The sequence below is a fragment of the Azospirillum ramasamyi genome (assembly GCF_003233655.1).
Lineage (GTDB): Bacteria > Pseudomonadota > Alphaproteobacteria > Azospirillales > Azospirillaceae > Azospirillum > Azospirillum ramasamyi.
In genome coordinates, this window is the sequence record NZ_CP029829.1 from 1,284,222 (window position 1) to 1,303,485 (window position 19,264).

Here is a 19,264-nt window from a genome sequence, read left to right on the forward strand (position 1 = left end):
TCACTCCGCCGGATGGACCGTGATCCGCCCTGTGTTCTGGCGGGCGAAGAAGCGCGGCTTGTACATGTCCTCCACCGTCGCGCCCGGCAGTTCATAGGTGCCGGGGGTGATGGCGCGGACGATGAAGGCCAGCTTGAAGCTCTGCTGGTCCTCCGTCAAATCCACCGCGGCGACATAGCGGTCATCGCGCGCCTCGGTCGTGCGGGTGTAGCTGAGGTCGCCCAGCCACTGCATCTCCTCCGGCGTGCCGCCGCCCAGCTTGGCGTTCTCGATCTCCCAACCGGCGGGCAGCGCGTGGGTGACGATGCCCTGGTGGAACAGCTTGGTGTTGGCCTCGCCCTCCAGCACCACCACGAACACGTCGTTCTGCTTGATGCCGTCGAGGTTCAGCACCTCGCCCTTGCGGGTGAAGAAGTTGCGCTTGATGCGCAGCCCTTCTCGCGCCGCCGGCTGCGGCGCCACCGGCACGCCGGACAGCGACACCGCCTGCCAGACCGCCGTCCTGCCGGCATTGGCGACCGGGATTCCGGCCGTCAGCTGGGCCGGCGTCGGGGTCAGGTCGACCCGCGCGCCGTCGCGCTTCGCACCGCCCAGCGTCACCTCCACCTTGGCCGGCGCGCCGCGCAGCAGCGCGTCGGCGGCCAGCACCGACCATGCCTTTTCCTGCGTGTTGGTGCGGTTTGCGGCAGTGGCCGAGGCCGGAAGCCGGTCGATCAGCGCCGGGATGCGGGCGCCGGCCATGTTGACCTCGGTCATCAGCGCCACCAGCGCCGCGGCGTCGCGGACGGTGGAGCCGTAATCGACATGCCAGTCCTCGCGCGCCAGATGGCCGACCGCGCTGTCGAAGGCGCCGGCCGCCCGCTCCTGATCGCCCATGCGGGCCAGCGCCGCCCCCAACTGCCCCTTGGCGAGCGGCGTCGGCAGCTTGTCCAGCGCGGTGTCGTGCAGGTAGCGCGCCGGCCCGGGCAGCGACACGCCCGCCAGCGCCAGCGTGTGCAGGGCATAGGCCCGAACCGCCAACTCGGCCGGTTCCGTCGCGCTTGCGATGGCGCGCTGGCGCAGCCAGGACAGTACATCGGCCAATGGCTTGTCCGGCACCGCCTCTCCCTTCTGCTTGGCGCGGACCAGGAACTCGGCGGCATAGGCGGTGAGCCAGCCGTCGGTCTCGTCATTGGCGCCCCACAGGCCGAAGGAGCCGTCGAAGCGCTGCTTGTCCAGCGTGCGCGAGATCGCCTGCTGAACCCGCGCCTCCAGGCCGTCGTCCGGCTTGCGGTCCTTGCCCAGCGCCAGTTCCACGTCGCGCACCACCAGCAGCGGCAGGGCGCGGCTGACCGTCTGCTCCAGGCAGCCGAAGGGATAGCGGTCGAGCGCCCGCAGGATGCCGCCGACGTCAAAGGGAGGCGCGGTGGTGAAGCTGGCCGACCAGCTCGTGGTCCCCGGCAGATAGGCCGCAAGCTCCGCCCCGTCGAAGCGCAAGCTCTCGCCGGGCGCGATCTGGCGGGTGATGAACTGGGTCTCCACCGCCCGCGCCGGGCGGACGGTGATGCCGTACTCATGGCTCAGCGCTAGGTTCTCCGGCCCCTTCACCGCGACGGCGACATGGCCGATGCCGGCGGCGACGCCCTTCAGCGGCACGACCAGCGTCTTGCGCTCGCCCTTCGCCAGAGGCACGGACAGGCTGCCGCCCTCCACCGACACCGTGTCCCGCGCGGTGACGGCGACCTCGTAGGTGCCGGCCGCCGCCTCCACATTGTGGAGCGACAGCGTCACCCTGCTGTCGTCGCCGGGGGCGAGGAAGCGCGGCAGGATGGCGTCGGCGACCAGCGGATCGCGCACCGTCACCGGCCCGGCGGCGGAGCCGACCCGGCCGCGGCTGTAGGCCACCGCCATCAGCCGAAGCTCGCCGTTGAAGTCCGGCACGTCGAAGCCGATGCGGGCGGTGCCGTCGGCTCCCACCTTCACCGGCCCCTGGAACAGCGAAACCACGGTGAAGGGCACCACCGGCAGACCGGCCCCGCTGGAATCGCCGCCCTGGCGCATGGCGCCATAGGGACCGTCGAGCGGGTCGATCAGCCGGCCGTAATCGTCGCGGATGTCGAGACCCAGCCGGCGCTTGCCGAAATAATGCCTCTCCGGCTGCGGGCTGGCGAAATCGGTCAGGCGCAGGATGCCCTCGTCCACCGCGGCCAGCGTGACATAGCTGTCCTCCAGCGACCCGCCATCGGCGGCGGCGACCTTGACGCCCACCTCCAGCCGGCTGCGCGGGCGCATCACCTGCGGCGCGTCCAACGTGACGGCCAGCGCGCGCACCGACGGATCGACGCCAACCCAGGCGACGCCCATGGCGCGCACCGGCTGGCGTTCCCGCCCCTTGACCGGCGGACGGTAGGCGGTGGCGGTGACATAGGCGCCGGGCCCCCAGGCGGCATCGACCGGGATCTCCACCGTCGTTCCCTCGGCCGGGACCGGGATGGTGCGCACGTCGAAGATGCGGTCGGTCGCCACCGTCACCAGCAGTTCGCCGGCAAAGGGCGGAGCGACGCGGATGCGGGCGGTCTCGCCGGGCTTGTAGGATTGCCTGTCGGTCGAGACCTCCAGCTTGTCCGGGATGTCGGCGGTCTCATCGCCGCTGGCCCAGCCGGAATGGAAGCGGTAGGAGCTGGCGACGCCCGCCGCCTTGTCCGTCACCTCCAGCCGGTAGCGGCCGAAGTCCCGCTTGCCCAGCGCCACCTGTGCCGGCTTGTCGGCGGCGACATCGACGGTGCCGGACGCCAGCGGCACGTCGCGCACCGTGGCATTGTAGCTGTAGCGGCCGTCGCGGCGGAACCAGACGAAGGAGACCCGCTCCTCCACCAGTTCCCACGTGATGCCGGGCTTGGCGACGGCGCTGCCGTCCGGCGCCACGGCGACGAGATCGAAGACGGCCTCCGCCCCCTCGCCGATGCGGCCGTCGGAGAAGCGCGGCCGCAGGCCCAGCGCATGGCTCATCGGCCGCACCGGCACACTCACCGACTTGTGGACCGGGCGCCCGCCCGGTTCGGACAGGGTGACGCGGATGTCGGCGCGCAGCGGCTTGCTGGTGTCCGGCACCTCCGGCAGCGTCACCTCGATGCGCGACACGCCCTGATCGTCGGTGGTCGGGAACTCCAGCGGGTCGAGCCGCTCGGTCGGGTTGTCCTGCACCCGGCCGAACCGATAGTCCTTGAAGGCCGGATAGGGCATCGGGTCGGGCTTCAGCGCCACCTCGGCGGTGCCGTCCAGCCCGGCGGCCGGCGGGCCATAGAGGAAGCGGCCCTGTGCCGTCACCGCGAAAGGCTGGCCCGGCACCAGGATCGGAGCGCCGGCCGTCAGGTCGAGCGCCAGCTTGACCGGCACGAAATCCTCGACCTGGAACTCGCCGCGGCCGATCGGCTCGCCCTTGGGGTCGCTGTAGACCAGCACCTGCCAGCCGCCGAGCGGCGCGGTGCGCGTCAGCGTCAGCGGCAGGAAGAAGCCGCCGGCCTCCCGGCCCTTCAGGGCGCCGCTGTAATATTCGGTGCCGCTGGGGCGCAGGATCTTCACGGTCAGCGGGAAGTCGTCGACCGCCTCGGTCTTGTCGTCACGCAGCAGGATCGACAGGTTCACCGTCTCGCCCTGGCGGTAGACGCCGCGGTCGGCATAGACGAAGGCGTCCATCGGTCCCGGCGCCGGACGCCCGCCCACCCCACGGTCGCTGAGGTCGAAGGCGGCGCCGGTCAGGTCCTGCATGGCGAAATCGATGCCGAGATAGGCTATCACCATTTCGGGCGCATTCCCGCCGGTCTTCAACAGGCCGGGCGCGAAGCGGGCGCGGCCGAACTCGTCGGTCCTGGCGCGGGCCAGTTCGGAGTTGTTGCGGGCGACGAGCGCCACATCCACGCCCGGCAGCGGCTTGGCCGATCCGAAGGAGCGGGCGAAGACGGTCAGCCCGTCGGCGCCGCGGAAGCTGGTCAGGCCGATGTCGGACAGCAGCACCCATTGGGTCGCCCGCGCGTCCCAATGGTCGGCCTCCTCCGCGTCATGCGGGCGGGCGGTGACGACATAGAGGCCAGCCTTGGGATCGTCGCCCACCGCCTGCCGGAAGGGAATGGCGGCGGTGGTGTCGCGGTTGCGCTCCCCTTTCACCTCCAGCGAGCCGGACCACACCAGCTCGCCGTTCTCCTGGGCCAGCCGGTCGGCGGAATAGCCGGTCAACTCGTTGAAGATGCTGCTTTCATACTTGTTGGAGACAAGCGCCCGGTCGGCGATGCGGTAGACCGACACGTCGAGCCGGTCGGTGTTGACGCTGACCACCGGGATGCCGTCGGCGCCCTTGCGCGGCAGGATGTAGGCGGAGCCGCGGAAGGCGGCCATCGCCGGCCGGTCCGGCACACGCACGCGCTGGGTCTCGTCCGCCTTCAGCGCAACGCCGTCCTCGCCCGGCAGGCCCTGGCTCAGGGTGACGGTGTAGCCGTTGCCGTGGGTGACGCCGCGCAGGCAGAGGCTGTTCTCCCGCGCTTCGAGCGCGGTCCTGGTCGGCGGTTCCACCCGGACGTAATCGTCGAAGCGCACGCCCTGCCTGCCGCTCAGCCGGTCGGAGAACTGGAAGCAGACGCGCGGGCTGGCGCCCTCCGCGTCGACGGTGATGCCGGTCATCGCCAGCCCGGCTTTGCGGCGCATGGCGGCGAACCGCTCCTCCAGCTTCGGCGCCTGGGCGTCGAGGATGGCCGCCTCCAGCTTCGGCGCCAGTTCGCGGATGGACTTCAGCGCCTTGACCGCCTCGTCCGGCTTGCCGAAGGCCTCGTCCATCAGCGTGGCGATGCGCCAGAGGATGGCGACGCGTTCCTCGTCCTTCGGGTTGAACTGGCCGGCCATCACGGCGCTCTGCAGGGCGCGGTCCCGGTTGGGCGGGGTGGCGGCCATCCAGACCGCGCTCAGCTCCAGCCAGACCGACGGCGAGCCGCCGCCCTGGGTGATGGTCTTCTCATAGGCCTGAATGGCCCCGGCCATGTCCTTGCGGTCGCGGGCGGCGCGCGCCTGTTTCAGCAGGTCGGCGATCACCTGCGGCTTCGGCTGCGGCGGCGATTTCAGCAGCAGTCCATTGGCGTAGGCGCTGGCGTCGGACAACGCTCCCGGCGGCGTGTAGTCGGCGCGAACCGGACCCGCCGCAACGGCCGTCACCACCAGGACCCAGAGCAGCGTCAGCAGCCGTACCATCATGTCGCCTTATAACCGGAAGCGGGGATATCCGGTTATAGCGCCGATAATCAGCCGGCTACGATAGGCCGAACCGCCAATTCCACTTTTCGCTATTCCGTCGGGTTCTCACCCTCACCGGGGAGGGGGACCGTCATCGACGGCCAGACGCACGAACGCCCGTTCGGCGATGCTGCGGTAGCGGTCGCGGTGGCGCAGCAGGTGGAAGGGCCGGGCCGGCAAATCCAGCCCCTCCAGCGCCACGATCCGCCCCGCCGCCAGATCCTCGGCGACGATCAGGTCGGACAGCACGCTCGCCCCCAGCCCGGCCAGCAGAGCCGCCCGGATCACCCCGCCGCCGGGCAGCGTCATCGCGACATCGAGCCCGTCCGGGTCCAGCCCCACGCCGCGGATCGCGGCCCCGAACAGCGCGCGGGTGCCGGAGCCCGGTTCGCGCAGGATCCAGCGCCCGGCGGCGAGCATTGCCGGATCCACCCGCCCGAGCGCCGCCCAGGGATGCCCCGCCCCGACCACCAGCCGCAGCCGGTCGCCCTCGGTCGGCTCGCTGACCAGCGCGGCATCGGTCACGGCGCCCTCGGCGATCCCGAGTTCGGCACGGCCGTCGCGCACCGCCTCGGCCACCTGTTCGGTGTTGCCGATGAACAGATCGACGCGGATACCCGGATAGGCCCCGGCGAAGCGCAGCAGCCGCGGCGGCAGCCAGTGGTTGCCCACCGTCTGGCTGGCCGCCAGCCGGAGCGCGCCGCGCGACAGGCCCGACAGCTCGGCCAGCATCGTCCCGGCCTCCTCCACCTTCGCCAGGATGGCGCGGGCCTGACCGTGGAGCAGCCGTCCGGCGGCGGTCAGTTCCACCCGCCGGCCGATGCGGTCGAACAGGCGCAGGCCGTGCTCCGCCTCCAGCGCGGCGATGGCGGCGCTGACCGCCGGCTGCGACAGGTGCAGCATCTCCGCGGCGCGGGTGAAGTGCAGCATCTCCGCCACGGTGGCGAAGATGCGCAGCTGCTCCAGCGTCACGCGAACAGGCCGGTGAAGGGCAGGAAGTCCACCAGATCGCCCGGCCGCACGGCGGTGGCCTCCGCCGGCATGTCGACCAGCCCGTCGGCCTCCACCATCGAGGTCAGCACGCCGGAGCTGTCGCTGGGGAACTTCACCGCGACCGGGCGACCATCCTCGCCGCGCTCCAGCCGGGCGCGCAGGAACTCGCGGCGGCCGGGCTTCTTGGTGAAGGTGAAGCCGGCGACCACCAGACTGCGCGGCGTGGCGATGCCGGACGCGCCCGACAGGCGCAGCACCAGCGGCCGGCCCACCAGCAGGAAGGTGACCATCGCCGACACCGGATTGCCGGGCAGCCCCAGGAAGGGCGTATCCCCCACCCGCCCCAGCGCCAGCGGCTTGCCCGGCTTGATCGCCAGCGTCCACAGGTCGATGGAGCCCAGCGCGTTGACCGCCGCCTTGACATGGTCCTCCTCGCCTACCGACACGCCGCCGCTGGTGACGATCAGGTCGGCGGTGCCGGCGGCGTCGGCCAGGGCGGCGCGGGTGGCGTCCGGCCGGTCGGGCAGGATGCCGAGGTCACGCACCTCCACCCCCAGCGCATCAAGCTGGGCGGCCAACGTGTAGCGGTTGGCGTCATAGATGGCATGGTCGGGCTTCGGCGTCCCCGGCTCCCGCAGCTCGTCGCCGGTGGAGAACAGCACCACCCTCAGCCTCTTGCGCACCATCAGGCTGGAGCGGCCGACCGCGGCGGCGAGACCGACCTCCTGGGCGCGCATCCGTTGGCCGGGATGCAGCACGACCGCACCGGCGGTCATGTCCTCTCCCGCGGAACGGATGTTGGAGCCCCGCTTCAGCGAGGCGGGCACCAGCACGGCGTCGCCGTCGGTGCGGCAATCCTCCTGCATCGCCACGGTGTCCGCCCCGGCGGGGACCGGCGCGCCGGTGAAGATGCGCACCGCCTGCCCCGGCCCGACGCTTCCCTCATAGCTGGAGCCCGCCGGCACGCGCCCGACGACGTCGAGGCGCCGGAACCCCTCCCCGGCATCGGCGGCATAGGCCCAGCCGTCCATCGCCGACACGTTGGCCGGAGGCACGTTCACCGGAGCCACCACCTCTTCCGCCAGCATGCGGCCGAGAGCCTGGCGCAGCGGCACCTCCTCCGTTCCGGTCACGGCGCCGTACCCCTGCGCGACGCGCGCGACCGCCTCGTCCAGCGACAGGGGGGTGGGGCCGTGTGCGGAGCAATCGTCCATGGTTTCGATGTCCTTGGTTCTGGTGATCCGGCGGCGTGCCGATCCCGGCAGACTCTCACGCACGCCCGAGGGAGCGGCAAGGTCGCCGGATCGGTACCGTCAACTGCAACGCGCGACCTTGATCGACGTCAAGAGCCTGTTTCGCCATGCGGCGGCCGCGCGGTCCACCGCATCCCGGCCGGTCAGGCCGTTTCCGCCCGCAGCCACTCCAGATAGGCGGGATTGCCGCGCCCGACCGCAAGTTCCACCACGCAAGGCGTATCGTAGCTGTGCAGGCCGCGCACCCGTGCGGTCAGGCGGTCGAAAAGCGAGGACCGGGTCTTGGCGATCAGAATCGCTTCCTCCGCCTGCTCGACGGCGTCGTTCCACCGGTAGACGGAGGTCATGCCGTCCAGCACATTGGCGCAGGCGGCCAGGCGCTCCTCCACCAGGGTGCGGCCGATGCGGAGCGCCTCCTCCTTCGAGCCGGCGGTGATGTAGGCGAAGACGAGCGGGTCGGCGCCGGTTTCGGGCATGGAATGGCTCCTCCTTTTCGATGCACCTGCGATGAGCTTTCGCGTAGGATGCCCGCACTTTGCCACAGCCCCCGCCAGGGCCGGCAACCCCCTGTCCCGTTCCATATCCGCAAGAGTCGCCCGTCCATGGCCAAGCCCCGCCGTTCCCCGACCCGCAGCGCCCCATCGGATGTCCAGGGGGCCTGGCTGCGCCGCGGTCTGAACCAGCCGGGCGGCAAGCTTCCGCTGTTCGACGAGCGGGGGCAGCGGGTGAAGAAGGCGACGGTCGAAGCCTGCCTGAAGGCCGGCTGGGCGGAGCGCTTGTTCGACAATCCGCTGAAGCCGGACTGGCTGGTCTGCCGCCTGACCGAAGCCGGGCGGGTCGCGCTGAACGGACCGGGCGGAAATGAGGAAGCCCCGATGGATGGCGCGGGGGAGGATGCGCGCCAGGGCGCGCTGATCTGATAGACAACTCGGCAGGGAACGCACCGCCGCCCCTGCCGCAGCGCCGCTACTGGGCGGCCTGCGCCACGCCGTTGACGCGCTTGATCCGAAGCAGCCTGTCGACCTCGGCCTGCAATTGGCGCGGGGTCACCGGCTTGTGCAGCACGGCCACGCCATGGGTGGAGACATCGGCCAGCGTATCGATGCCGGTCTCGCCGGTCAGGATCATGGCGGGGATCTCCGCCCCATAGCGTTCACGCACGCGGCGGATCACTTCCGTGCCGACACGCCCCTCCCGCAGCCGGTAATCGGCGATGACGATGTCCGGCGTCCGGTCCAGCGTCTCCAGCCGGTCCATTGCCCGGTCGGGGCCGTCCGCCGCGACCACGCGGAATCCCCATTCGGTCAGCACCGTCTGCAAACCCAGAAGCACCACCGCATCGTCGTCCACCAACACCGCCAGCCGCGGCCGGTCGATCACCGGCCGGCGATCCACCCCGCCCGCACGGGTCGGGATGAGGCGGGCGGGAGCCAGCGGCACCAGCACCCGGAAGGCCGAGCCCTGCCCATGCACCGAGCGCACCTGAACCGGATGGTCGAGCAGCTGCGACAGCCGCCGCACGATGGCGAGCCCCAGCCCCAGGCCGCGCAGCCGGTCGCGCTCCGGATTGCCGACCTGATGGAACTCCTCGAAGATGCGGTCGAGATGTTCGGGCGGGATGCCGATTCCGGTGTCCTGCACCTCGATGGCCAGCCTCTCGCCATCGACCCGGCAGCGGATGCGGATCGCGCCGGCCTCGGTATAGCGCAGGGCGTTGTCGACCAGATTGCGCAACAGCTGCATCAGCAGGCCGCGGTCGGTGCGCAGAACGGCGTCGCAGCCCTCCACCCGCCAGACCAGCCCCTTGGCGGTGGCCTGCTCGGCATAGGCGGCGTCGAGCGCATCGGTGATCTCGCTGGCGGCGAAGGTATCCATCACCGGGGTAACCACCCCGGCCTCCAGCCGGGAAACCTCCAGCAAACCGTCCAGCAGCCCCTTCATAGTGTCCAGACCCTGGTCGAGCCGGGACAGCAGGTCGCGCCCGTTGTGGTCGCCGACATGACGTGCCAGGGCTGCGGACAGGAAGAACAGGGCTTGCAGGGGTTGGCGGAGATCGTGGCTGGCGGCGGCGAGAAACTTCGACTTGGCGAGGTTGGCGCGTTCGGCCTCCTCCCGGGCGGCGTCGCGCTCCGCTTCCAGCGACTGAAGGCGATGTATGAGACTCATGCGACCACGGCTCTCATGGAGGATTGGGGGTCCCGAAGGCGCCCCGTTTCCATTTTAGAACAGAACCGGGGTTAATGTTAAACTGCATTAACCATAACTCTGTTGCAGTGCGCAACCCCTCCCAGGCATATGCGCCGCATGGGCAGGGTCGATGAAGAAGAGGTTACTGCCTGTGCATATGCGAAAGCCCCGGAAATTTGCCGGGGCTTTCCGCATTCGGGACACGGGTAGGCCAACGGGCGCCAGACGCTTTGGGCAAGCCCTTCGATACTCCGGCCATCAATAGCCGCGGCGGACCGCGTTGCGGATCTCGCCCCGGGTCAGACCGATGTCGGACAGTTCGGCATCGGACATGTGGTTCAACTCACGTTCCGCGCGGCGAAGTTCCATCCGTTCGCGGACCCAATGAACGGCACGTTGAAAGACAGTACTTCCTTTTGTTCCGGCATCAAACAATTCACCGGACGTTGAATGCATCGAAGAGTAGGCCATGACGATCTCCTGCGCTTGGCGCTCGATTACATGAGCCTATTTTGCCTCTTGCACCCTCGAAATCAATGGCAGGGCATCTGCGGCGCGGCGTCGGCAGACCTGCGCCAATTCGATAGAACCTTCGTAGGCAAATGGATCCAGATCAAAGCGGGCACGAAAAAACGCGCGGAGGTTTCCCCCCACGCGTCTTCAATAACAAAGGCTTGCTGCAGATCGGCTTATACAGCCGAGGGCACGTTCTGACTTGCGCCCGGCGGTAAGGGCCGGGACTGCGGCCCCGCAGGCCCGTGGCTGCGAAGGCAAGCGGCCGGACGGCCGCTCCCGCCGTTCGAGGGCGGGCGTAAAGCCCGATGGGTCAGGCTTTACGCCCGATGAGATTACTTGACGGCCGGCTTGCGCGACAGGTTGTGGTGCGCCTCGATGTAGCGGACCGTGCCCGACTTGGAACGCATGATGACCGAGTGGGTGTAGGCGCCGCCCGGAACGCGGCGGACACCCTTCAGCATGGCGCCGTCGGTGACGCCGGTGGCGGCGAACATGACGTTGCCGCGCGCCAGCTCGTGCAGGCTGTACTTCTTGTCCAGGTCGGTGACGCCCCACTTGGCGGCGCGGGCGCGCTCGTCGTCGTTGCGGAACAGCAGACGGCCCTGGAACTGTCCGCCGATGCAGCGCAGGGCCGCGGCGGCCAGCACGCCTTCCGGCGCACCGCCGGAGCCGACATACATGTCGACGCCGGTGCCGGGCTGGCTGGTGGCGATGACGCCGGACACGTCGCCGTCGTTGATCAGCATGATGCGGGCGCCGGCTTCACGGACGCGGGCGATCAGCTCGGCATGGCGCGGACGGTTCAGGATGCAGACCAGCAGCTCCTCCACCTCGGTGCCCTTGGCCTTGGCCAGCGCCTTCAGGTTGTTGGCCGGCGTCTCGTCCAGGTCGACGAGGTGCTCCGGCAGGCCGGCGCCGACGGCGATCTTGTCCATGTAGACGTCGGGGGCGTTCAGGAAGCCGCCCTCCTCCGCCATGGCGACGACGGCCAGCGAGTTCGGACCGCCGGTGGCGCAGATGGTGGTGCCTTCCAGCGGGTCGAGCGCGATGTCGACCTTCGGACCGGAGCCGATTCCGGCGCCGACCTTCTCGCCGATGTACAGCATCGGAGCCTCGTCGCGCTCACCCTCGCCGATCACGACGGTGCCGTCGATGTAGAGCGTGTTGAGCGCCTGGCGCATGGCGTCGACCGCGGCCTGGTCGGCCAGCTTCTCGTCGCCGCGGCCCATCAGCAGCGAAGCCGACAGGGCGGCGGCTTCGGTCACGCGGACGGCCTCCAGCGCGAGGTTGCGGTCCATCTGAGACAGATCGACATGCGTAGACGGCGTAGACATCGTATGCTCCCCCCGACTCTTCGGTCGTATAAGGCTGTGTTTGGTTATTCTGGGAAACGGTCCCGATCAGAACTGTTCGATGCGGATCATCCGCGGCGGCTCCAGCACGTTGTCGCTGGCCGCGATGACCGCAAGCGCGCGCTGCATGGCCGCCTCGTCGGTGTCATGGGTGGTGAGGACCACCGGAACGCCTTCGCCCGGCGAGCGGCCGCGCTGCAGGAACTGCTCCATGGAGACGTTCTGGTCGCGCATCGCCGCTGCGATATCCGCTATCACACCAGGACGGTCCACGACCATCAGGCGGACGTAGTAAGACCCGCGGCGCGCTTCCATCGGCGAGGGGGTTGCCGCGCCCAGCCGATCGGCCGGAACGCCGAAGGTCGGCGTAGACCGTCCGCGGGCGATGTCGATCAGGTCGGCGACCACCGCCGACGCGGTCGGGCCGGCGCCGGCGCCGCGGCCGACGAACAGCACCCGGTCGGCGAAGTCCGCCTGGGCCACCACCGCGTTGAAAACGCCGTCCACCGACGCGATCGGGGCGGTCTTCGGCACCATGCAGGGATGGACGCGCTGCTCGACGCCCGCATCGGTGCGACGTGCGATGCCCAGCAGCTTGATGCGGTATCCCAACTGGTCGGCATAGTCGAAATCGACCGCCGACACCTGCCGGATGCCTTCGATGTAGACCGAGGAGAAGTCGACCGGCGTGCCGAAGGCGACCGAGGCGAGGATCGCCAGCTTGTGCGCGGCATCGACACCGTCGATGTCGAAGCTGGGATCGGCCTCGGCATAACCCAGAGCCTGGGCATCGGCCAGCACATCGGCGAAGTCGCGGCCGGTGGTCCGCATCTCCGTCAGGATGTAGTTGCAGGTGCCGTTCAGGATGCCGTGAATCTCCGACACGGCGTTGGCGGCCAGACCTTCGCGCAGCCCCTTGATGATCGGGATGCCGCCGGCCACCGCCGCCTCGAAGGCGACGGTCAGGCCGTTGGCTTCGGCCTTACGGGCGATGTCGGTGCCATGGACGGCCAGCAGGGCCTTGTTGGCGGTGACGACGTGCTTGCCGGCTTCCAGCGCGGTGGCGACGGTGTCGCGCGCCGGGCCTTCCGAGCCGCCGATCAGTTCGACCACCAGATCGGCGCCGGCCTCCGCCGCCATGGCGACGGGATCGTCGAACCACCGGACCCGCGACAGGTCGACGCCGCGGTCCTTGCCCTTGGATCGCGCGCTGACCGCGACCACCTCGATCCGGCGGCCGCAGCGCTGCTCGATCAGCGAACCTTGCGTCTCCAGCAGCTTCAGGACACCGGCACCGACCGTACCAAGGCCGGCGACGGCGATTTTCAGGGGGGCTTGCTGGGCGTTCGGCATCAGGCTTTCGCTTTCTCGGATTCCAGAAGGGCGGCGCGGGCCGCCGGGTCCTTGCTCGCCGCAACGCTGCCGGCGTTGGAGCGGAAGAACTCCTTGATGTTGCGGGTCGCCTGGCGGATGCGGTGGACGTTCTCCACCATCGCCAGACGGACATGGCCGTCGCCGTATTCGCCGAAGCCGATGCCGGGCGCCACCGCGACCTCCGCCTGCTGCAGCAGCAGCTTGGAGAATTCCAGCGAGCCCAGATGGGCGAACTGCGGCGGGATCGGCGCCCAGGCGAACATCGACGCCTTCGGGCTGGGAACCTCCCAGCCGGCGGCTGCCAGCCCCTCGATCATCACGTCGCGGCGCTGCTTGTACATGTCGCGGACCTGCTGCACGCAGTCCTGCGGACCGTTCAGCGCGGCGGCGGCGGCGACCTGGATCGGCGTGAAGGCGCCGTAGTCGAGATACGACTTGATGCGGGCCAGCGCGGTGATCAGCGTCTTGTTGCCGGTCGCGAAGCCGATGCGCCAGCCGGCCATCGAATAGGTCTTCGACATCGAGGTGAACTCGACCGCGATCTCGCGCGCTTCCGGGATCTCCAGGATCGAGGGCGGCGGGTCGTTGTCGAAGAAGATCTCGGAATAGGCCAGATCGGACAGGATGTAGATGCCGTGCTTGCGGCAGAACTCGACGATCGGACGGTAGAAGTCCAGCCCGACCACCTCGGCCGTCGGATTCGACGGATAGTTCAGCACCAGCGCCAGCGGCTTCGGCACGCTGTGGCGCACGGCGCGCTCCAGCATGATCATGAAGCTGTCGATGTCGGTCGAGGCGCCGTTCTCCATGCCCACCGGGAGGTGGCGCACCGAGGCACCGGCCAGGATGAAGCCGAAGGGATGGATCGGATAGCTGGGGTTCGGCACCAGGATGATGTCGCCCGGGCTGGTGATCGCCTGGGCGAGGTTCGCCAGCCCTTCCTTCGAGCCGATGGTGACGATGCACTCGGACTCGGGGTCGATGTCGACGTTGAAGCGGCGCTTGTAATAGGCGGCATGGGCCTTGCGCAGGCCGGGGATGCCGCGGGAATTCGAGTAGCGGTGCGTCTTCGGATCGCGCACGGCCTCGACCAGCTTGTCGACGATGTGCTGCGGGGTCGCCTGGTCGGGATTGCCCATGCCGAGGTCGATGATGTCGGCGCCGTTAGCTCGAGCTCGCGCCTTCATCGCGTTCACTTCGGCGAAGACATAGGGCGGCAGGCGCTTGATGCGATGGAATTCGGTGTTGGACATGGACGCTCCGGAAGACCGCTCCGGTCACGCCACGAACCCAAGAGACCTGCGGACCGGGACTGACGTTCTACCGCCCTGACGCGACGGAAGCGAGGCAAATTTCGCGGAAAGCGCGGGCGGGAGGGCCTTTGGCCGCAAGCGGCCGCAAAGACGGCGCGCAAAAGCCGGAAAGACGGTACGGCAGAGTAACCGATCAATTCTCTCAACTATGTTGTGGTTAAACCTAACTGTGCCTTAACTCATTAGCTTTCATACTACTTAGGTTGGATGCGCCGCAGAGGCATCCGAATGCATCTGGACGGTCCCGTCTGCTGGAGATGTGAGATGGTTTCGCTTTTGAAAGCCGCCGACGGCCTCCTCGGCAATATGCGCGTCATGCGGAAGCTGGCGCTCGCCCTGTCCATTCCGATGGCGGGCGTGGTCGTGACATCCTCGCTTCTGGTGTGGGAGCAGTTGCAGGACAGTCGACGCGCCGACGATCTGGCGTCCGTCACCCGCCTGTCGGTCGGCATGACCAGCCTCGTGCACGAACTGCAGAAGGAACGCGGGTCGTCGTCGGTGTTTCTCAGCGGCAAGCTGGACGAGGACCGCCGGCGGATGGAGACGGTGCGGACGGCATCGGACGGCAAGCTGGCGGAACTGATGCCGCAATTCGCCGACGCGCGCATCCGCGATCCCCATGTGGCCGCGGCGGTCGCCAGCGCCCGCGACGCATTGTCGCAGCTGTCCGGCCTGCGCAGCGGCGTCAACACCATGACCCAATCATCGCTGGAAACGGTGGCGAGCTACACCGTCATGATCCGCAAGCTGCTGGACGCCGCCGGCCAGGCCCGCAGCATGTCCAACGACAGCGACCAGCTGCGCGCGGCCGACGCCATGGTCTCGCTGTCGGAGGCGAAGGAACGGATGGGCCAGCAGCGGGCGGTCGGCGGCGCCTCCTTCCGCAAGGACAGCTTCCCCGCCGACGCCCATGAACGCTTCATCGAGCTGAACGGCGAGTACAAGGCCCTGATGGCCGGGCTGAAGGCCAAGCTGACGGCGGAAGAAGCCGCCTTCTTCGACCGGACCTTCACCGGCGCCGCGGTGGACGAGGTGGAGCGGATGCGCCGCATCGGCGTCGCGTCCGCCTATGGCGCCGGAAACCAGGGGGTGAATGCCGGCAAATGGTTCGACACCATCACCGTCACCATCGACATGCTGCGCACAGTCGAAACGCGGGTGGCCGACGACCTGATCGCCCTGGCCAACCGGGACGTGCGTGACTCGATGACCCGCCTCATCGGCGTCGTCATCGGGGTGGCCGTGCTGCTGGTGATGATGACGCTGATCGCGGTGCTGGTCGCCCGCAACATCACCCGTCCGATCGCCCGACTGAACACGGACATGGCGCGGATGGAAGCAGGCGAGCGTGAGCTGGCCATCGCCGGGGCCGAACGCGCGGACGAGCTGGGCGCCATGGCCCGCCGCCTCGACCAGTTCCGTCTCAGCCTCGCCGAGGCCGACCGGCTCGCCGCCGAACAGCAGCGGCAGCAGGGAGAGCGCCTGCGCGAGGCGGAGCGGCTGGAGCGGCTGGTGGAGGAGTTCGACCGTCATATCGAGGCGGTGGCGGAACGGCTGGCCGGCGCGGCCACCGGCCTGCGCGGCAACGCCGAACAGATGAGCCGCATCGCCTCCGACACCGAGGAACATGTGCTGTCGGTCGCCCGCGCGTCGGAAGGGGCGTCCAGCAACGTCCAGGCCGTGGCCGCCGCGACGGAGGAACTGACCTCCTCCATCGCCGAGATCGGGCGCCAGATGGCGGGCTCCACCGAAATGGCGGAACGCGCGGTCACCGACGTGCGCCACACCGCCGGGGTGATCGCCGACCTCAGCGGCGCCGCCCAGCAGGTGGGCGAGATCGTGCGGATGATCACGGACATCGCCAGCCAGACCAATCTTCTCGCCCTCAACGCCACCATCGAGGCGGCGCGGGCCGGCGAGGCCGGCAAGGGCTTCGCCGTCGTGGCGAGCGAGGTGAAGCAGCTGGCCAGCCAGACGGCCAAGGCGACGGACGACATCACCGCGAAGGTCGCGGAGATCCAATCCGCCACCGGCCAGACCGTGCAGGCCATCGGCGGCATCGGCACCATCGTCACCCGCATCGAGGAGAACATCTCCGCCGTCGCCGCCGCGGTGGAGGAACAGAACGCCGCAACCGCGGAAATCGGCCGCAACGTCCGTCAGGCGGCGGACGGCACCGACCAGGTTTCCCACAATGCCGCCCTGGTCAGCACCGAGGCCGGCCGTGCCGGAAGCATGGCAAAGGAGGTCCTGTCGATGGCCGACGCGCTCAAGCAGAACGCCGACAGCCTGCGCAGCGACGTGACGAACTTCATCGCGCAGATCCGGGCGGCGTGAAGCCTGTTTGAATACGTCCTTCATGGTCCGACGCTTTTCCGATCCGTCTTCCCCGCGAAGGCCGGGATCCTGGCTTAATTTTGCGGAACACCGCGGAATGGCAGGATCCCCGCCTTCGCGGGAATGACGGTGGGAAAGCGTCGGGTTTTATTGGGCAGAGTTTCTCAGTCGCCTGGCCGTACGGCCGTCCTTGGCGCTGGACAGGCCGTGCGAGACAGGAGGCGCCACCGCGGTTACCCTCCTCTCGGCAAACAGACCCACCAACCAACAACGAGAGGATTCGCCCGATGCCGCAGCCCGATCACGTCATGGCCCTGCCCCTGCCGGAAAAGCCGGAACTCGACCCCGACATGCAGGGGCTGTTCGACAAATGCGTGGAAAAGCTGGGCTTTGTTCCCAACGTGCTCCAGGCCTACAGCCTGCGGCCGAGGAAGCTGCGCAACTTCGCCATGCTCTACAACGAGCTGATGCTGGGCGAGAGCGGCCTCAGCAAGCTGGAGCGCGAGATGATCGCGGTCGTCGTCTCCTCCGCCAACCACTGCTATTACTGCCTCGTCGCCCATGGGCAGGCGGTACGCAAGCTGTCGGGCGACCCGGAACTGGGCGAGATGCTGGTCGCGAACTATCGCGTCGCCCCGCTGGAACCGCGCCAGCGCGCCATGCTCGACTTCGCCTGGAAGCTGACGAAGGAGCCGATGTCGGTGGGCGAACCCGACCGCGAGGCCCTGCGCGCCGTCGGGTTCAGCGCCGAGGACATCTTCGACATTGCCGATACGGTCGGCTTCTACAACATGTCCAACCGTGTCGCGACCGCGGTGGACATGATCCCCAACCGCGAGTACCACAGCCAGGACCGCTGACGCCGGACTGTTGACGCCGGACCGTTGACGCTGGCCGTCCGGCACCATCGAGGCCACACAGGGTTGGAATCATGAGGATCGTCCGCTTCTTCGTGCGACTGTTCGCCGTCATCGGCTTCCTGCTGGTGGCCGGGGCGGTGGCGGTGGTGGTGCTGGCTGTCCGCCACGAACCCGCCCTGCCCGACGCGGTGGTGCTGGAACTCGACCTGACCAAGCCGCTGGCGGAGAGCCAAAGCGGCAGCATCGGCAGCTTCTTCGAAAGCCAGACGACCCTGCGCCAGGTTCTGGACGCGCTGGACGGCGGCCGGCGCGACCCGAAGGTGAAGGGCGTGCTGGCCCGTTTCAGCGACGACAGCATCGGTTTCGCCCAGACGCAAGAGCTGCGGGCGGCCATCGAACGCTTCCGCGCCTCGGGCCGCTTCGCCGTCGCCTTCGCGGAGGAGTATGGCGGCGCCGGGCCGGGCAACCGCTCCTACCTGCTGGCCAGCGCCTTCAACGAGGTGTGGCTGCAGCCGCTGGGCACATTGGGCATCACCGGCCTGTCGGTGGAGCTGCCCTTCGCCCGCGATGCCTTCAACCAGCTGGGCGTGGATCCGCAATTCGCCCAGCGCGAGGAATACAAGAGCTTCGCCGAGACCTTCACCGAGACCGGCATGACCCCGGCCAACCGCGAGATGATGGAATCGCTGGTCGCCAACCTGACCGACCAGCTGGTCGAGGGCATCGCCGCCAGCCGGCGCCTCTCCCCCGCCGCGGTGCGGACCGCCATGGACAATGCGCCGCTGCTCGGCCGCGAGGCGCTGGAGCAGAAGCTGGTCGACCGGCTCGGCTATGCCGACGAGGCGCGCGACGAGGCACTGAAGCGGGCCGGCGCCGGGGCGAAACTGGTCGAGCCGCTGGACTACCTGTCGGTTGCCGGCGGCCCCAACGACACCGGCCCGACCATCGCCCTGATCCACGCCGTCGGCACCATCACCGGCGGCAAGAGCGAAAAGCCGGCGCTGGGCGAGGTCGCCGCCGGGTCCGAGACCATCGTCGAAGCGATCGAAAAGGCGGCCGGCGATCCGGAGGTGCGTGCCATCCTGATCCGCATCGACAGCGGCGGCGGCTCCGTCTCCGCGTCGGAGGCGATCCGGCGGGCGCTGGCCAAGGCGCGCCAGGGCGGCAAGCCGGTGATCGCCAGCATGGGCGACGCCGCCGCCTCGGGAGGCTATTGGATCGCGCTGGCGGCCGACCGCATCGTCGCCTCGCCGGCCACCATCACCGGCTCCATCGGCGTCGTCGCCGGCAAGTTCGACGTCGCCGGCCTGTCCGACAAGCTGGGCGTCCATTGGGACCGCGTGCAGAGTGCCCGCAACGCCGGCCTGTGGTCGCCGCTGCGCCCCTTTGGGGACAGCGGGACGGAGCGGCTGAACGCCATCATCGACGACACCTACGACCACTTCCTGCAGCTGGTCGCGGAAGGCCGCCGCATGTCGCCGGACCAGGCGCGCAACGTCGCCAAGGGACGGGTGTGGACCGGCGCGCAGGCCCGCGAACTCGGCCTCGTCGACGAGCTGGGCGGGCAGGATCAGGCACTGATCCTGGCCCGCACCGCCGCCGGCCTGTCCCCGGATGCCGCGGTGACGCTGGCACCCTTCCCGCCGCCGAAATCCATCACCGACCAGCTGATGGAGCTGATGTCCGGCCGCGGCGAGCTGGTCGGCGCCCTGGCCGCGGTGGCGGAGCTGCGCCCGCTGCTGGCCCAGCTGCGCCCGCTGGTCGCCGCCGTCCAGGGCGACGGCGTCCAGGCCCGCATGCCGGCGATGACGCTGGATCGCTGA

General features: G+C 69.3%; 13 protein-coding genes. 4 read left to right on the plus strand and 9 right to left on the minus strand.

The annotated features are described in order from the left end of the window. From DM194_RS05940 to cutA, 4 genes are all read right to left on the minus strand, one after another. Positions 1-5,217, minus strand: a complete 5,217-nt coding sequence (locus tag DM194_RS05940) for an alpha-2-macroglobulin family protein (protein WP_111066379.1) — start codon at positions 5,215-5,217, stop codon at positions 1-3. Between the two features lie 111 nt (positions 5,218-5,328). Continuing rightward, positions 5,329-6,228 (minus strand): LysR family transcriptional regulator, encoded by a 900-nt coding sequence (locus DM194_RS05945; RefSeq protein WP_111066380.1) that lies wholly within the window; start codon positions 6,226-6,228, stop codon positions 5,329-5,331. Then, positions 6,225-7,463 carry a molybdopterin molybdotransferase MoeA gene (locus DM194_RS05950; protein ID WP_111066381.1) on the minus strand — a complete coding sequence of 413 codons (1,239 nt, stop codon included), beginning with the start codon at positions 7,461-7,463 and terminating at the stop codon, positions 6,225-6,227. The genes DM194_RS05945 and DM194_RS05950 overlap by 4 nt, the downstream gene beginning before the upstream one ends. A gap of 182 nt (positions 7,464-7,645) precedes the next feature. Next, entirely contained in the window at positions 7,646-7,978 is a 333-nt protein-coding gene (cutA, locus tag DM194_RS05955; RefSeq protein ID WP_111066382.1) for a divalent-cation tolerance protein CutA, read from the minus strand. Positions 7,979-8,104: 126 nt separating this feature from the next. Between cutA and DM194_RS05960 the strand changes: the two genes are divergently transcribed. Continuing rightward, the gene (locus DM194_RS05960; protein WP_111066383.1) at positions 8,105-8,422 is read left to right on the plus strand and encodes a hypothetical protein; all 318 of its coding nucleotides are present in this window, start codon (positions 8,105-8,107) and stop codon (positions 8,420-8,422) included. A 46-nt stretch (positions 8,423-8,468) separates the two neighbouring features. Here the strand turns inward: DM194_RS05960 and DM194_RS05965 are convergent, their stop codons facing one another. From DM194_RS05965 to DM194_RS05985, 5 genes are all read right to left on the minus strand, one after another. Further along, a complete protein-coding gene (locus tag DM194_RS05965; RefSeq protein WP_111066384.1) occupies positions 8,469-9,668 on the minus strand; it encodes a hybrid sensor histidine kinase/response regulator in 1,200 nt (399 codons plus the stop codon). Positions 9,669-9,947: 279 nt separating this feature from the next. Further along, a complete protein-coding gene (locus tag DM194_RS05970; protein WP_111066385.1) occupies positions 9,948-10,160 on the minus strand; it encodes a DUF1127 domain-containing protein in 213 nt (70 codons plus the stop codon). Positions 10,161-10,537: 377 nt separating this feature from the next. After that, the gene (gene glpX, locus DM194_RS05975) at positions 10,538-11,539 is read right to left on the minus strand and encodes a class II fructose-bisphosphatase (RefSeq protein WP_176581370.1); all 1,002 of its coding nucleotides are present in this window, start codon (positions 11,537-11,539) and stop codon (positions 10,538-10,540) included. Between the two features lie 66 nt (positions 11,540-11,605). Next, the gene (locus tag DM194_RS05980; protein WP_111066387.1) at positions 11,606-12,910 is read right to left on the minus strand and encodes a homoserine dehydrogenase; all 1,305 of its coding nucleotides are present in this window, start codon (positions 12,908-12,910) and stop codon (positions 11,606-11,608) included. Further along, positions 12,910-14,184: an LL-diaminopimelate aminotransferase gene (locus DM194_RS05985; RefSeq protein WP_111066388.1), complete on the minus strand. Its 1,275-nt coding sequence runs from the start codon at positions 14,182-14,184 to the stop codon at positions 12,910-12,912. The genes DM194_RS05980 and DM194_RS05985 overlap by 1 nt, the downstream gene beginning before the upstream one ends. Before the next feature lie 324 nt (positions 14,185-14,508). On the opposite strand from DM194_RS05985, the gene DM194_RS05990 reads away from it, so the two are divergent. The 3 genes from DM194_RS05990 (at position 14,509) to sppA (ending at position 19,264) form a co-directional block, all read left to right on the plus strand. Next, positions 14,509-16,581: a methyl-accepting chemotaxis protein gene (locus DM194_RS05990; protein WP_111066389.1), complete on the plus strand. Its 2,073-nt coding sequence runs from the start codon at positions 14,509-14,511 to the stop codon at positions 16,579-16,581. A 287-nt stretch (positions 16,582-16,868) separates the two neighbouring features. Further along, the gene (locus DM194_RS05995; RefSeq protein WP_111066390.1) at positions 16,869-17,441 is read left to right on the plus strand and encodes a peroxidase-related enzyme; all 573 of its coding nucleotides are present in this window, start codon (positions 16,869-16,871) and stop codon (positions 17,439-17,441) included. A 71-nt stretch (positions 17,442-17,512) separates the two neighbouring features. Further along, positions 17,513-19,264 (plus strand): signal peptide peptidase SppA, encoded by a 1,752-nt coding sequence (gene sppA / locus DM194_RS06000; RefSeq protein WP_111066391.1) that lies wholly within the window; start codon positions 17,513-17,515, stop codon positions 19,262-19,264.